At 71.1% G+C, this 13,774-nt stretch carries 15 protein-coding genes; 6 read left to right on the forward strand and 9 right to left on the reverse strand.

Translation table 11 applies throughout. The features are described from left to right. Positions 1 to 37 precede the first annotated feature (37 nt). Both Q344_RS0100295 and Q344_RS0100300 read left to right on the forward strand, forming a co-directional pair. On the forward strand, positions 38 to 595 hold the full coding sequence (locus tag Q344_RS0100295) for a TRAP transporter small permease subunit (protein WP_084178238.1): 558 nt from the start codon (positions 38 to 40) through the stop codon (positions 593 to 595). Between the two features lie 37 nt (positions 596 to 632). Beyond that, positions 633 to 1,931 carry a TRAP transporter large permease gene (locus Q344_RS0100300; RefSeq protein ID WP_028284899.1) on the forward strand — a complete coding sequence of 433 codons (1,299 nt, stop codon included), beginning with the start codon at positions 633 to 635 and terminating at the stop codon, positions 1,929 to 1,931. 87 nt (positions 1,932 to 2,018) lie between these two features. On the opposite strand, the gene Q344_RS0100305 is transcribed toward Q344_RS0100300, so the two are convergent. Genes Q344_RS0100305 through pxpB form a run of 8 tightly spaced genes read right to left on the reverse strand, consistent with a single transcriptional unit; the run spans position 2,019 to position 8,951 of the window. Next, positions 2,019 to 2,432: a VOC family protein gene (locus tag Q344_RS0100305; protein WP_028284900.1), complete on the reverse strand. Its 414-nt coding sequence runs from the start codon at positions 2,430 to 2,432 to the stop codon at positions 2,019 to 2,021. 24 nt (positions 2,433 to 2,456) lie between these two features. Beyond that, entirely contained in the window at positions 2,457 to 3,635 is a 1,179-nt protein-coding gene (locus Q344_RS0100310; RefSeq protein WP_028284901.1) for a M24 family metallopeptidase, read from the reverse strand. A gap of 7 nt (positions 3,636 to 3,642) precedes the next feature. Then, a complete protein-coding gene (locus Q344_RS0100315; protein WP_028284902.1) occupies positions 3,643 to 4,278 on the reverse strand; it encodes a GntR family transcriptional regulator in 636 nt (211 codons plus the stop codon). Next, positions 4,275 to 5,549, reverse strand: coding sequence for a Zn-dependent hydrolase (locus Q344_RS0100320; protein WP_028284903.1), 1,275 nt, complete (start codon positions 5,547 to 5,549; stop codon positions 4,275 to 4,277). The genes Q344_RS0100315 and Q344_RS0100320 overlap by 4 nt, the downstream gene beginning before the upstream one ends. Beyond that, positions 5,546 to 6,499 (reverse strand): NAD(P)-dependent oxidoreductase, encoded by a 954-nt coding sequence (locus tag Q344_RS0100325; RefSeq protein ID WP_028284904.1) that lies wholly within the window; start codon positions 6,497 to 6,499, stop codon positions 5,546 to 5,548. The genes Q344_RS0100320 and Q344_RS0100325 overlap by 4 nt, the downstream gene beginning before the upstream one ends. 3 nt (positions 6,500 to 6,502) lie before the next feature. After that, the gene (locus Q344_RS0100330; RefSeq protein ID WP_028284905.1) at positions 6,503 to 7,162 is read right to left on the reverse strand and encodes a GntR family transcriptional regulator; all 660 of its coding nucleotides are present in this window, start codon (positions 7,160 to 7,162) and stop codon (positions 6,503 to 6,505) included. Then, complete coding sequence (locus Q344_RS0100335) at positions 7,159 to 8,211, reverse strand: 5-oxoprolinase subunit C family protein (RefSeq protein ID WP_028284906.1); 1,053 nt, start codon at positions 8,209 to 8,211, stop codon at positions 7,159 to 7,161. The genes Q344_RS0100330 and Q344_RS0100335 overlap by 4 nt, the downstream gene beginning before the upstream one ends. Continuing rightward, positions 8,208 to 8,951, reverse strand: coding sequence for a 5-oxoprolinase subunit PxpB (gene pxpB, locus Q344_RS0100340; RefSeq protein WP_051630166.1), 744 nt, complete (start codon positions 8,949 to 8,951; stop codon positions 8,208 to 8,210). Before pxpB ends, Q344_RS0100335 begins: the two co-directional genes overlap by 4 nt. Before the next feature lie 105 nt (positions 8,952 to 9,056). On the opposite strand from pxpB, the gene Q344_RS0100345 reads away from it, so the two are divergent. From Q344_RS0100345 to Q344_RS0100360, 4 genes are read left to right on the forward strand one after another with little or no spacing between them, the layout of a single operon-like run. Continuing rightward, positions 9,057 to 9,836: a LamB/YcsF family protein gene (locus Q344_RS0100345; protein ID WP_028284908.1), complete on the forward strand. Its 780-nt coding sequence runs from the start codon at positions 9,057 to 9,059 to the stop codon at positions 9,834 to 9,836. 3 nt (positions 9,837 to 9,839) lie between these two features. Beyond that, positions 9,840 to 10,706, forward strand: a complete 867-nt coding sequence (locus Q344_RS0100350) for a D-amino-acid transaminase (RefSeq protein ID WP_028284909.1) — start codon at positions 9,840 to 9,842, stop codon at positions 10,704 to 10,706. Positions 10,707 to 10,736: 30 nt separating this feature from the next. Beyond that, positions 10,737 to 11,663, forward strand: a complete 927-nt coding sequence (locus tag Q344_RS0100355) for a dihydrodipicolinate synthase family protein (protein ID WP_028284910.1) — start codon at positions 10,737 to 10,739, stop codon at positions 11,661 to 11,663. Next, positions 11,663 to 12,412, forward strand: coding sequence for an SDR family oxidoreductase (locus Q344_RS0100360; protein WP_028284911.1), 750 nt, complete (start codon positions 11,663 to 11,665; stop codon positions 12,410 to 12,412). Before Q344_RS0100355 ends, Q344_RS0100360 begins: the two co-directional genes overlap by 1 nt. Positions 12,413 to 12,443: 31 nt before the next feature. Here the strand turns inward: Q344_RS0100360 and phnY are convergent. Next, on the reverse strand, positions 12,444 to 13,774 hold a 1,331-nt coding region (gene phnY / locus Q344_RS0100365; RefSeq protein WP_028284912.1), incomplete at its 5' end, for a phosphonoacetaldehyde dehydrogenase.

The following is a 13,774-nucleotide window of genomic DNA, read 5'->3' on the forward strand; positions in this document are numbered from 1 at the left end:
CAGCCCCGCGACAGACGGCAGCAAGGACGTGACGACGATGGACAGCAGCGTGGAGCGGGGCGGCGCCCCGGCATCTTCCGGACGGTTCGGGGCGATCATCGCGCCGATCGACGCGGTGACCCGGGCCGGCAACATCGTCGCCGGCCTCGCCCTGCTTGCGATCCTCGTGATGATCACGGCCGAAATCGTCTCGCGCAACCTGATGGGGCGCTCGCTGCCGTTCTCGTGGGATTACTCGGCCTATGCCATGGGCACGGCCTTCATGATGGCCTCGGCCGACGCGCTGCGCCGGGGCGCGCATGTCCGGGTGTCCGCGGTGCTGGAAGCGGTGCCCTACCGGCTGTCGCGGGTGCTGGAGTTCGGCGCCTGCCTGGTCGGACTGGCCGCCTGCGCCGCGCTTGCATGGGCCCTGACCGAGATGGCGTGGCTTTCGTTCCAGCGTGGATCGACCTCGGCCACGGTGATGCGCACGCCGCTCGCCTGGCCGCAGGGGCTGACCGCGCTCGGCGCCATCATCCTCACCCTGCAATGCGCGGCGCAGATCCTGCGGCTCGCCCGCGGCGAACGGCTCGCCGAAGGCGCCGCGATCGAATGAACGCCGCCTCCCCCCAGATCCCCCGAAAGGCCCCGCGATGACGCAAGTTGCAACCTCCCTCGTCGGGATCATGGTCGTCCTGCTGGGCTCCGGCATGTGGATCGGCCTCGGCCTCGTCGCCACCGGCGCGGCGATGCTGGCGCTCTTCCGGCCGCAGATGCCCTTCATCAAGCTGCTCGCCCAGCAATCCTGGAACGTGCTCTCCTCGCCCGAGCTGCTGGCCCTGCCGCTCTTCATCCTGATGGCCGAGGTGCTCTTCCGCACCAACATCTCCGCCTCGCTCTTCACCGGGCTGACGCCCTGGCTGCGGCGGGTGCCGGGGCGGCTCACGCATATCAACGTGATGGGCTGCACGCTCTTTGCCTCGGTCTGCGGTTCCTCGGCCGCGACGACGGTCACCGTCGGGCGGATCACCGCGGGGGAGCTGCTGAAACGCGGTTACGACCGCGACCTCGTCATCGGCTCGCTGGCGGGCGCCGGGACGCTCGGCTTCCTGATCCCGCCCTCCACGATCATGATCATCTACGGGGTGATGGCCGAGGAATCGATCCTGCGGCTCTTCATGGCGGGCATCCTGCCCGGTGCCCTGCTGGCCGCCGCCTACATGGGCTATATCGGCATCCGCGCCCTCCTCTCGCCCGACGCCATCGGCGAGGCGCCGCCCCCCTCTTCCATGATGCACAAGCTGGGCGCGCTGGCCGATCTCGGCCCGCTCCTGCTGCTGATCCTCTTCGTCATCGGCTCGATGTACGGCGGCATCGCCTCGCCCACCGAGGCGGCAGCGGCCGGCGTCATCGGCGCCATGGTGATCGGCTTCGCGCAGCGCAAGCTCGACCTGCCCGGCCTGCTCGCCGCCGCGCGGCAGGCGGCCGAGAACAGCGCGATGATCGGCCTCATCATGGTCGGTGCGATGTTCCTGTCGACGGCGATCGGCTATCTCGGCCTGCCGCGCTACATCGCCGGTGTCATCAACGGCTGGGGCCTCTCGCCGCTGGCGCTGATCGCGGTGCTGCTGGTGTTCTACATCCTGCTCGGCATGGTGATGGAGGGGCTCGCGATCATCGTGATGACCCTGCCGATCACCCTGCCGCTGGTCGAGGCGGCGGGCTACGACAAGGTCTGGTTCGGCGTCTTCATCGTGATCGTCGTCGAGATGGCGCAGATCTCGCCGCCCGTGGGCTTCAACCTGACCGTGCTCCAGCGCCTGACCGGCGACAGCATCGGGCGGATCACCCGCGCGACCATGCCCTTCTTCCTGATCATGGCCGCCTTCGTCTTCCTGATCGCGGTCTTCCCGCAGATCGTGAGTATCGTGCCGGACATGATGCGGAATTGAGCTCCCCCGTTGACGCATCGACCTGGCACGAAGAAGCCCCCGGCGATCCCGCCGGGGGCTTCTGCTTTTTCACGGGGCGGGGCGGGATCAGGCGGCGAAGAGGCCGTCGAAATCGGCGAAGCCCTTGATCTCGATCGGGTTGCCCGAGGGATCGAAGAAGAACATCGTCCGCTGTTCGCCGGGCTCGCCCTCGAAACGGATCACCGGCGGGATGTCGAACGCGACGCCCTTCGCCTCGAGCCGGTCCGCCAGCGCCTTCCAGTCGTCGAGCTGCATCGCCGCGCCCATGTGGGGCATCATCACCATGTGATCGCCGACCTTGCCGGTGCGCGTCACCGGGAAGGGTTCGCCCAGGTGCATCGAAAGCTGGTGGCCGAAGAAGTCGAAATCGACCCAGGTGTCGGTCGAGCGGCCTTCCTTGCAGCCGAGCACGTCGCCGTAGAAGGCGCGCGTCTCGTCAAGGTCTTTGACGTGGATGGCGAGGTGGAAGAGGGATTTCATCGTCTGGTCCTTTCTTGTCTGGTCTCAGCGAAGGGTGATCTGGCGCGGCAGCGACGACAGCGGGTCCGCTCCGGTCTCGGTGAGGATCACCGTTTCCGAAACACCCACCGTGAAGCGGCCGTAATCGCGCAGCGTAATCGGCAGGTGGAACACCATGCCGGGCGCGAGCGGGGTGTCCACGCCGGTGAAGAGCGACAGGATCGCGCCCTCGCCCCAGTCCGGGGCAAAGGCCGCGCCCATCGAATAGCCCGCGCGCTTGCGGAAGGCGGCGGTGAAGCCCGCGGCGTCGATCTCCCGCTGGGCCGCCTCGTGCGGGGCGGAGCAGGGCGCGCCGGGGCGCATCGCGGCAAGCGCGGCGTCGAGCGCGCGGAGGCTCGTGTCCATCATGCGCTGCGCGGTCTCGGGCGGCGTGCCGATCCAGACCGAGCGCATCAGCGCCGCGTGGTAGCGGTCGTGGCTCGCGGCGAGTTCGAGGAAGACGCCGTCGCCCGCCTCCAGCCTGCGCCGCCGCCAGGTGGCGTGCGGGATCCCCGAACGCGGGCCCGAGCTGACCAGCGGCTCCATCGCCATCGCCTCGGATCCGGCGCTGATCGCGGCGGACATCATCGCGGCGGCGACGTCGTTCTCGCTGGCGCCGGCGCGGCAGGTCTCGATCGCCGCTGTCATCCCGGCCTCGGCATAGCCCGCCGCCAGCCGCAGCGCCGCCAGCTCGCGCGGGGATTTCACGGCGCGGAGCGACTCGGTCCAGCCGGAGCCGTCGCAAAGCGAGACGCCGCTCAGCGCCGCCTCGATCCGCGCCATCATGTCGGGGCTGACGAACCATCCGGTGCGCTCGACGGCAAGACGCTGCACCCCCTGCCCCCGCACCAGCTCGGCCAGCGCCGCCGCCGGATCCGTCCCGTCCTGCCATGTGCGGATGTCGGCGAACCAGGCATCCGCCCGTGCGCCGGTCTCCTCCAGCTGGCGCACCAGCAGGACCGGCTCTCCTTCGGCAGGCATCAGGAGCGCCTGGAAGGCGAAATACCCGGCGGTCTGGCGACCGGCGGTCCAGAAGACGTTCTCGGGCCCGGTCAGCAGCAGCGCGTCCGCCCCCTCCCGCCGGATCCGGTCCTGCAACGCGGCGGCACGGGCGCGGAACTCTTCCGGCGGGAAGACGGCGGCGCTGCCCGCGAGCGCGGCGGGGGTCTGGCGTATCTGGGTCATGGGGTCCTCAGGAAGCGTCGAACGTGCCGAGGAAGCGCGCCCGGACGTGATCGAAATGGCCGGCCATGCGGGCCGAGGCGAGTTGCGCGTCATGCGCGGCGACGGCGTCGATGATGTCGACATGCTCACCGGCCTGGTCGACGAAGGTGTCATAGGTCCGGGTGACCGAGCAGCGCCGCGCCACGCTCCGCTGTTCGTCGATGATCGCGGGCAGGAGCTCCAGCCGGGCCGCCCGCGCGATGGCGCGGTGAAAGGCGCCGTCCTCCAGCCAGAACTGGTCGAAGGTGACGGGCGCGCCGTCCACGATCTCCTGCATCCGTGCGCGGATCGCCAGCAGCTCCGCCCCCGCCCCATGCTCCGCCGCACGGGCCGCGGCCGCGGCCTCCAGCTTCTGCCGGAGCTGCACGATCTGGAGCAGCTGCTCCACCGTGACCGAGCGCACCAGCACGACGCCGTTGCTCAGCCGGTCCACGATCCCCTCGCTCTCCAGCCGCGAGAGCGCCGCGCGCAGGGGTGTCCGCGACAGGCCCAGCGTCTCGGTCAGCGCGCGTTCGGAAAGCACCGTCTCGGCCGCGATCCGACCCGCGACGATGTCGTCGCGCAGCCGCTCATAGGCGGTGTCGGAGAGGGTCCCGCCGCTCATCGGCCGCGCTCCGCGACGATGCCGAGGAAGACCGCCCCGACGGCGCGGGCCAGGTCGGCCTCGTCCATCGCCTCTTCCGGGCAATGGCTGCCGTTCCAGTTGCGGATGAAGACCATCACGCTGTCCCAGCCCGCCGCGCCGAAGGCCGCGGCGTCGTGGCCCCCGCCCGAGAGCATCCGGCGCGGGCTGTCGCCCTGCGCCCGGGCGCCGGTGGCCACGAACTCTGCCATGGTTTCCGAAAGGCGCGCCGGGGCGGAGCGGCTCTGCGCGCCCAGCTCGAAGCGGATGCCCGGCCGGGCGGCCTCGATCCGGGCGATCTCGGCCTTCAGCGCGGCGTCGGCCTCTTCCAGAACGGCGACATCGTCCGAGCGCAGGTCGAGGCAGAAGCCCGCATGGCCCGGCACCTTCGCCATGGCGTGCTGCGGCGAGGCGGCGTCGAGCTTGCCGAAGGTCACCGTCAGGTCATGCCCGGCGTCCAGCAGTCGCGCCCAGACCGCGTCCATGGCGAGGATCAGCTCCGCCATCGCCACCACCGCGTCGGCCCGGGCCCCCCGCGGCGCGCCGCCGGAATGGGCCCAGACGCCATGCACCTGCGCCTCGCGGTAGCGCAGCCCGCCGCGCACCGCGTCGACGATGGCATAGGGTTCGCCCGCGTCATCGAGGACCGGCCCCTGCTCGATATGGAACTCGAGGAACCGCGCCGGGGCGGGCGGCTCGATGGACCGGACCGCGTCCGGGTCGAAGCCCTCGTCCCGCATGTGCTCGGCCAGCGTCCGGCCGGTGTCGGAGCGTTTCGCGTCGAACTCCTGCGGGGTCAGACGGCCGAGGCCCGCGCGCGACCCGGCATAGGAGACGGGGAACCAGACGCTTTCCTCCGCCCGCGTCACCGTCAGCACGACATCCGTCGCGGGCGTCACGCCCTCGGCCCGCAGCGCGGCGATCACCGCCAGCGCGCCGACGACGCCGGCCTGCCCGTCATAGGCGCCGCCCTGGCTCACCGTGTCGAGATGCGAGCCGATATGGAGCGCCGTCGCCCCCCGGTCCTGCCCCGGCAGCGTGGCGAACATGTTGCCCGCCGCGTCGCGCCGGATCTCGCAGCCCAGGGCGCGGGCCTCCTCCTCGATCACCGCATGGGCCGCGCTTTCAAGCGGGCTGTAGGAGGGCCGCGTCCAGCCCGGCCCGCCCGAGGTGATCGCGTTCACACGGGCGAGCACCCGCGCGATGGTGTCGGCGATCAACTCCCGCGGCACGGTCACAAGCGTCTCGGTCATGCGCGCAGCTCCTCGGTCCGGGGCGGCGTCAGCACGGTCTCGGGCACCCCGCCGCTCAAGGCGGTCACCACGTGGCCCGCCGCGCCAAGCGCCACCCGGCGCAGCGCCTCTTCCGTCGTGCCGCCCAGATGCGGCGTGAAGATCACGTTGGAGAACGCGGCCAGCGGCCCCGTCGCCGCCCCGTGGCTGTAGACGTCGAGCGCCACGCCTCCCAGAGCCCCGCGCTCCAGCGCCCCGGCCAGCGCCGCCTCGTCGATCAGCTCGGCCCGCGCCACGTTCACCAGATGCGCGCCGGGCTTCATCGCGGCAAGGCGGGCGGCGTTCATCAGGTGATGCGTCTCGGGCCGAAGAGGCGTGTGCAGCGTCACCAGGTCGGCCTCGGCCAGCCCCTCCTCCAGCGCTGCCACGCGGGAGAAGGCCCCGACCTCGCGCGCGCGCGGCGAATGCACCAGCACCCGCATCCCGAAGGCGGTCGCCGCCATCTGCCCGAAGCGGCTGCCGATCGCGCCCCAGCCCACGACGAGCGCCGTCTTGCCCGAGAGCTCGCGGAAACTGAGCGACTCGCGGAAGCCCGGCCGCCCTTCGCGTTCCCAGCGATCCGCGCCCGTGACGCCGCGCGCCAGCGCCAGCGCGAGGCCCAGGGTCAGCTCCGCCACCGATTGCGCATTGGCGCCCGGCGTGTTGGCGACCATCACGCCGCGCTCCGCGGCGGCCTCCTTGTCGACCGCGTTGTGCCCTGTGCCGTGCACCACGACGGCGCGCAGGCGGTCCGCGGCCTCGAAGGCCGCGCGCGGGAAACCGGCATCGCGGGTGATCGCGGCGTCGCAGCCTCGGACCGAACGGGCGATGCTGTCGGCATCGGTGCCCGAGCAGGCCACCGGCTCGATCCCGTGGCGCCGCAGCAGGGCGAGCCCGTCTTCATGCATCGGCTGGACGATCAGGCATTTCATGGCTCACAGGACCCTTTCGGCCGGGGATGTCTGCACCTCTCCGAGGTGCTCGAAGATCGCGTCGCGGGCGTGATCGAGATGCGCGCCCATGAGCTCCGCCGCCGCGTCGCGCCGCCCGTCGCGCATCGCGGAGAGCATGGCGAGGTGTTCCTCGCAGCCGCGCAGGAAGCGTTCCGGCACGACCCGGTGGTCGAAGATGCAGGTCCGCATGTGCAGGTCCTGGATCACCTTGGCGGCGGCGGCATTCCCGGCGGCGACGGCGATGGTCGCATGGAAGCTCTGGTCGACATGCCATTGCAGGTCGTCCTCACCCGGGCCCTTCTGCACCAGCCCGCGAATGTCGGCCTCCAGCGTGTCGATCTGCTCCGGCGTCAGCCGCCCGGTGGCGGCGCGGATCGCGCCCGGTTCGAGCGTCCGGCGGAGGAAGAAGATCTCCTCCACCTCCTCCAGGCTGATCCGGCGGACGCGCACGAAGCGGCCCTCCTGCTCGGCGAGCCCCTCGCTCCGGATCCGGGCGATGGCTTCGCGGACCGGCGTGCGGGACATGGCGAGATCGGCGCAGAGCCGGGTCTCCTGCAAGGTGTCGCCGGGCTTCAGCTCGCCCTCGAGGATGCGCCGGATCAGCTCCCGATAGGCGGTCGCCGCAAGGTTTCTGCCGCTCATGCTCCCCTCCCCTCCGATTGGTCCAGATCGCGGCCCATCACCGCCTCGGGCGCAACAATACCGCCCGCGAGGTTGCACGACAGCAGAAAGGCCGAGCTCAGCCGCCCGCCCGTCGCGGGCACCAGCCCGGCCAGCAGCTCGGCGCGCCGCTTGCGGTCGGCCAGCAGGATCTCCTCGGCCGCGTCGCGGGTGACGAGCTCGAAGCGCAGCTCCGCCCCGGTCGGCATCTGCGCGAGGCGCGGCAGGTCGGCGGTGATGACCGTGGCGATCTTGGGATAGCCGCCGGTGGTCTGGGAATCCGCCATCAGCACCATCGGCTGGCCCGAGGCGGGCACCTGGATCGCGCCGGGGACGATCCCGTCCGAGACGATGTCATGGCCCCGCGCGGCGGGCAGCTCCGGTCCCTCCAGCACCATCGCCATCCGGTCACGCTGCGGCGAGACGCGGAACGTGTCGGAGCCGAGCCGCGCCAGCACCTCCGGGTCGAAGTAATCGTCCTGCGGCCCCGGAACGATGCGGATCGGTTTGCCGCCGGACGGCGCAAGGGCCTCGGGCGCCCGCAGACAGACGCCCCCCTCACCCGCCTCGCCCAGGGCAAGCACGTCGCCCGCGCGGAGCGCGCGGCCCTCGACCCCGCCGAGCGCGAAGCGCAGATGCGTGGCGCGGGCGCCCAGCACCTCCGGCACTGCGATCCCGCCCGCGACAGCGATATAGCCCCAGGTCGCGCCCCGCAGCGCGCCGATCTTCACGACCTCGCCGGCCTCCACGTTGTGGCTCTCGCCGACCGGCACCAGCCGCTCGCCCACATGGATCGCGCAATCGCCCCCGGTCACCGCGAAGCGCAGCGCCCGGCCCGCACGGAAGCTGCCGCCGATCCCGGTGAACTCCAGCGCCGCCGCGTCGGCAGGATTGCCGCAGAGCGCGTTGGCGAGCTCCATCGCCGGGCCGTCCATCGCCCCCGCAACCGGCACGCCGAAGCGCTTGCGGCCATGCCGTCCGCGATCCTGGACCGACAGCATCGGCCCGGTGCCGAGCACCTCCAGCGTCATCGCGTGGCCTCCGGCTCCGGCATCTCTCCGGCGGCGATGGCGGCCGCCTCCTCCGCGCTCACCGGCACGAAGCGCAGCCGGTCTCCGGCGGCGAAGAGGAAGGGCTCGGCCCGTGCCGCGTCGAAGGTCCGCCACGGCGTCCAGCCGACGAAGCGCCAGCCCGAGGGGCCGGTCACCGAGTTGATGCTGCCCTGCTGCCCGCCGATCCCGATGGCCCCGGCCACGATCGACTGCCGCGGTTTCGCCAGCCGCGGCGTATGGAGCTTCTCCGGCAGCCCGCCGAGATAGGCGAAGCCCGGCGCGAAACCGATCATGTAGACGCGGTACTCCGCACCCGAATGCAGCGCGATCAGCTCGTCGGGGCTGAGCCCCTTCTCTTCCGCCAGCGCCTCGAGATCCATGCCGACCTCGCCGCCATAGACCACCGGCACGCGCCAGAGCCGCGTCGCCTGCTCACCCGTTTCCAGCGTGGCGATCCGCTCCGCCAGCAGCGCCTCGAGCGCCGCGCCCCGCACCTGCGCGGGATCGTAGTTCACCAGCAGCGAGCGGTAGGTCGGCACGGATTCGAGCACCCCCGCGACCGGCCTGTCCGCCAGGCTCTGCGCCAGCGCGATGACCCGGCGGTTCACCTCCGGGTCGACAGCCTCGCCGAACTGCACCGACAGGGCCGACTCGCCCACGGGCAGAAAGGCCGGAGCGCTGTCCGGTGCGTCATGCTCTGTCTGTGGTCGCGTGGTCATCGGAACCTGTCTCAAACCTTCCTTGCATTTTCAGTATACCAGCTGTATCCGTAATGCAAACAGGCAAACACCGGATCCGGTCCGGTCATCCTCGGGAGTGAGCACATGGCAGTCACCTTGGACCTAAACTGCGACATGGGCGAGAGTTTCGGCGCCTATTCCATAGGCGATGACGCCGCGATGCTCGAAACGGTGACTACCGCGAACGTCGCCTGCGGCTTCCACGCGGGCGATCCGGTCGTCATGCGCCGCACGATCCAGCTTGCCAGGGCGGCGGGCGTCGCGGTCGGGGCGCATCCCTCGTTCATGGACCTCTACGGCTTCGGCCGGCGGCGCATCTCCGGCGAGCGGCCCGAGGACCTCGAGGCGCAGCTGATCTACCAGATCGCCGCCATGCAGGGCATGGCCGCCGTCGAGGGCCACCCGATGACCCATGTGAAGACCCATGGCGCGCTTGGCAACATGGCCGCCACGGACCCCGAGCTGGCGGCGCTCTGCGTCCGCGCCGTCGCCGCGGTGGACCCCGCGCTGGTCTACGTCTCCCTGCCCTATTCCGAAACCTACAAGGCCGCCGAGAAGGCCGGCCTGACCGTCGCCTGCGAGATCTACGCCGACCGCAGCTACACCGACGCGGGCGAGCTGACCCCCCGCAGCCAGCCCGGCGCGGTGATCCACGACATCGCGCAGAGCACCGATCAGGTGCTCGAGATGGTGCTGAACCACCACATCCCCACCACCGGCGGCAAGCGGCTGCCGGTCGACCCCGCGACGCTCTGCATCCACGGCGACACCGAGGGCGCGCCCCGGATCGCCGCCGCCCTGCGCAAGGCGCTGGAAGAGAACGGCGTCACCATCGCCCCCTTCGTCACCCCCGGAAGAGCCTGACCCATGTCCCGAATTGTCTACCTCAACGGCCAGTGGCTGCCCGAAGACGAGGCGAAGGTGTCGATCTTCGACCGCGCCTTCCTGATGGGCGATGCGATCTACGAGGTCACCTGCGTGCTCGACGGCATGCTGCTCGACTACCCGGGCCACGCCGCCCGCCTGCGCCGCTCCGCCGCCGAGCTGGGGCTGACCCTGCCGCTCGACGACGACGCCCTGCTGGCCGCCCATCACGAGATCGTCGCCCGCAACGGGATGGAAAGCGGCATGATCTATCTCCAGCTCAGCCGGGGCGTGGCCGAACGCGATTTCGCCTACCCGCCCGCGGGCACCGAACCGACGCTGGTGATGTTCACCCAAGCCAAGGACGTTCTGGTCAACCCCGCCGCCGAGACCGGCATCTCCGTCGCCCTGGTCCCCGACCTCCGCTGGGGCCGGCGCGACATCAAGACGGTGCAGCTTCTCTACCCCTCGATGGCGAAGATGGAGGCCAAGGCGCAGGGCGCCGACGACGCCTGGCTGCACGAGGACGGCTTCGTCACCGAGGCGAGCGCCGCCACCGCCCATATCGTCACCGCCGCGGGCACGCTGGTCACGCGGGATCTCTCCCACGCCCTGCTGCCGGGCGTGACGCGGAGCGCGATCCTCGATCTTGCCGCCCGCCACGGGGTGACGGTCGAGGAACGCGCCTTCACCCCGGACGAGGCCCGCGCCGCGCGCGAGGCCTTCATCACCTCGGCCACCAATTTCGTCGTCCCGGTGGTCCGCATCGACGGCGCGCAGATCGGCGACGGCACTCCCGGCGCGCTGACCCGCGAGCTGCGCGCGCAATACATCGCCACCCGCCGGGCGGCCGCCCTCGCCCCCGCCTGAGACCCCTTTCCCCGACCGAGGACCCTTCCAATGCCCCTGCTCACCTCCGACGCCCGCGGCGTCTATGTCATCGCCGTCACCCCCTTCACCGACACCGGTGAGATAGACTGGGACAGCCTCGACCGCGTGGTCGATTTCTACTTCGAGAAGGGCGCCGACGGGCTCACCATCCTCGGGATGATGGGCGAGGCGCCGAAGCTCACGCAGGCCGAAAGCCGCGCCGTCGCCGAGCGGGTGATCCGGCGGGCGGGCGACCGGCCCGTGGTGGTGGGCGTCTCGGCCCCGGGTCTTGCCGCGATCGGCGAGCTCGGGAAGGCCGTCATGGACATGGGCGCGGCGGGCTGCATGGTCACGACGCCCGGCAGCCTGAAGACCGATCCGCAGATCCACGCCTATTTCGCGCAGGTCGCCCGGACCCTCGGCGCCGGCGTGCCGATCGTCCTGCAGGATTTCCCCCTGACCACCGGTGTGAACATCTCGGACGAGGTGCTGGGCCGGATCATCGACGACGTGCCCGAGGTCGTCATGCTGAAACACGAGGACTGGCCCGGCCTCGCCAAGATCACGAAGATCCGCAAGGCCGAGGCCGAGGGCCGGCGCCGCATCTCGATCCTCTGCGGCAACGGCGGCGTCTTCCTGCCCGAGGAGGTCGCCCGCGGCGCCGACGGCGCGATGACCGGCTTCGGCTTCCCCGAGATGCTGACCGACGTGGTGCGCCTCGCCTCCGCGGGCGACATGGACCGGGCGCAGGACCTCTTCGACGCCTACCTGCCGCTCGTCCGCTACGAACAGCAGCCGGGCGCGGGCCTCGCGGTGCGCAAATACGTGCTGGCGAAACGCGGCGCCATCGCCTCGGCCGCGCTGCGGGCCCCCGGCGCACCGCTGCCGCCCGAGACGGTGGCCGAGGTCGAGCGCCTGATCGCCCGGCAGGAGAAACGGCTGAAGGAGCTGAACTGATGGATTTCGGACTGACCGGAAAGACCGCGCTCGTGCTGGGCGCCAGCCGCGGCCTCGGCGCCGCGAGCGCCACCCTGCTGGCCAGGGAGGGCGCGCGCGTGATCGCCGCCTCGCGCAGCGGCACCGCCCCCGCCGAGGGGATGGAGGGGCTGACGCTGGACCTGTCGGACGCGGACAGCGTCGATGCCCTTGTCGAGAGACTGAAAAGCGATCCCGTCGACATCCTGGTCAACAATTGCGGCGGCCCGGCGGCCGGTCCCGCGCAGGGCCAGAGCGCCGCCGCATGGCAGGCCGCCTTCGACGCCATGGCGGCCCCCGTCTTCCGCATCACCGACGCCGCCCTGCCCGGCATGATCGCCCGGGGCTGGGGCCGGGTCGTGACCATCGGTTCCTCGGGCATCCTCCAGCCGATCCCGAACCTCGCGCTGTCGAACGGCGTGCGCGGCGCGGTGGCGGGCTGGTCCAAGACCCTCGCCGAAGAGGTCGCGCCCCACGGGATCACGGTCAACATGGTCCTGCCCGGCCGGATCGCGACGGACCGGGTGGCGCAGCTCGACGGGATCAAGGCGGACAAGACGGGCGCCACGCTCGACGCCGTGCAGGAGGCCAGCCGCAAGACCATCCCCGCCGGCCGCTACGGCACGCCCGAGGAGTTCGGTGCGGTCGTCGCCTTCCTCTGCTCGACGCAGGCGGGCTATGTCACGGGCTCCATGGTGCGGGTCGACGGCGGGATGATCCGCGGGCTCTGATCCCGGCACGGGCGGCCCCCGGCGGGCCGTCCTAGTCCCAGGGCAGCGAGAAGGTCTTGACGTTGGTGAAGCTCTTCATCGCCTCGATCACGCCTTCCTTGGTGCCGTTGCCGCTGTCCTTGATGCCGCCGAAGGGCGACATCTCGGTCCGGTAGCCGGGCACCTCCCAGATGTTCACCGTGCCGACCTGAAGGTCCCGGATGTAATGCTGCATCCGGCGGAAGTCGTTTGTGCAGACCCCCGAGGACAGCCCGAAGGCCGTGGAGTTCGACAGCGCGATGGTCGCCGCGTCGTCGTCGGGCACGCGGACCACCGGAACGACCGGGCCGAAGGTCTCCTCCATCACCAGCGCGCTCTCGTGCGGGACGTGGTCCAGCACGATCGGCGGCAGCAGCGCCCCCTTGCGCCCGGGGTGATAGAGCACCTGCGCCCCCTGCCCCTCGGCCTGCCAGACCCGTTCCTCGAAGAGCGCGGCGGCCTTTTCGTGCACCACGGTGCCGAGCTCGGTCGCCGGATCCATCGGATCGCCGTATACCAGCGCCGCCGCCCGTTCGCGCACCAGGGGCACGAAACGGTCGGCGACGCTCTCCTGGCAGAGGATGCGTTTCACTGCAGTGCAGCGCTGCCCGGAGTTCTTCGTGGCCCCCGCCACGGCCAGATCGGCGGCCCTGGCGAGGTCGGCGTCGGACAGGTCGCTGCAGACGATCAGCGGATCGTTCCCGCCCAGCTCCAGCACCTGCCGCTTGTAGACCGCCTTCGCCGCGATCATCTTGCCGACGGGCACGCCGCCGGTGAAGGTGATGAGGTCGAAATCGGGGTTGGTGATCATCTCCTCGCCCAGGTCCCCCGGCCAGCCGGTGACGACCGAGAGCATCTCGCCCGGCAGCCCCGCCTCGTAGAGCGCATCGGCCAGCCACAGCGCGGTCAGCGGCGTCAGCTCGGTCGGTTTCAGCACCACGCAATTGTTGGTCGCGATGGCGGGCGCGATCTTGTGGCTCACCATGTTGAGCGGGTGGTTGAACGGGGTGATGGCCGAGATCGCGCGCAGCGGTTCCCGCATGGTGAAGATCTTGCGCGCCTTGCCCTGCGGGGTCAGGTCGCAGGAAAAGACCTCTCCGTCGTCCTGGATGCAGAGCTGGCCCGCCAGCGTGTAGACGTCACGGGCCCGCCCGCATTCATAGCGCGCATCGGCCAGCGAGATCCCGAGCTCCGCGGTGATGATCGGCGCCAGCTCCGCCGTCCGGTCGCGGATGATCCGCGCGACGTTCAGCAGGATCTGCTGGCGCTCGTAACGGGTGAGGGTCGGGGTGTAGCCCTTCGCGATGGAGAAGGCCTCGCGCACATGTTCCGCGGTCCCGGCGG

It is taken from the genome of Pseudooceanicola nanhaiensis DSM 18065 (assembly GCF_000688295.1).
In the GTDB taxonomy this organism is placed as follows: Bacteria; Pseudomonadota; Alphaproteobacteria; order Rhodobacterales; family Rhodobacteraceae; genus Pseudooceanicola; species Pseudooceanicola nanhaiensis.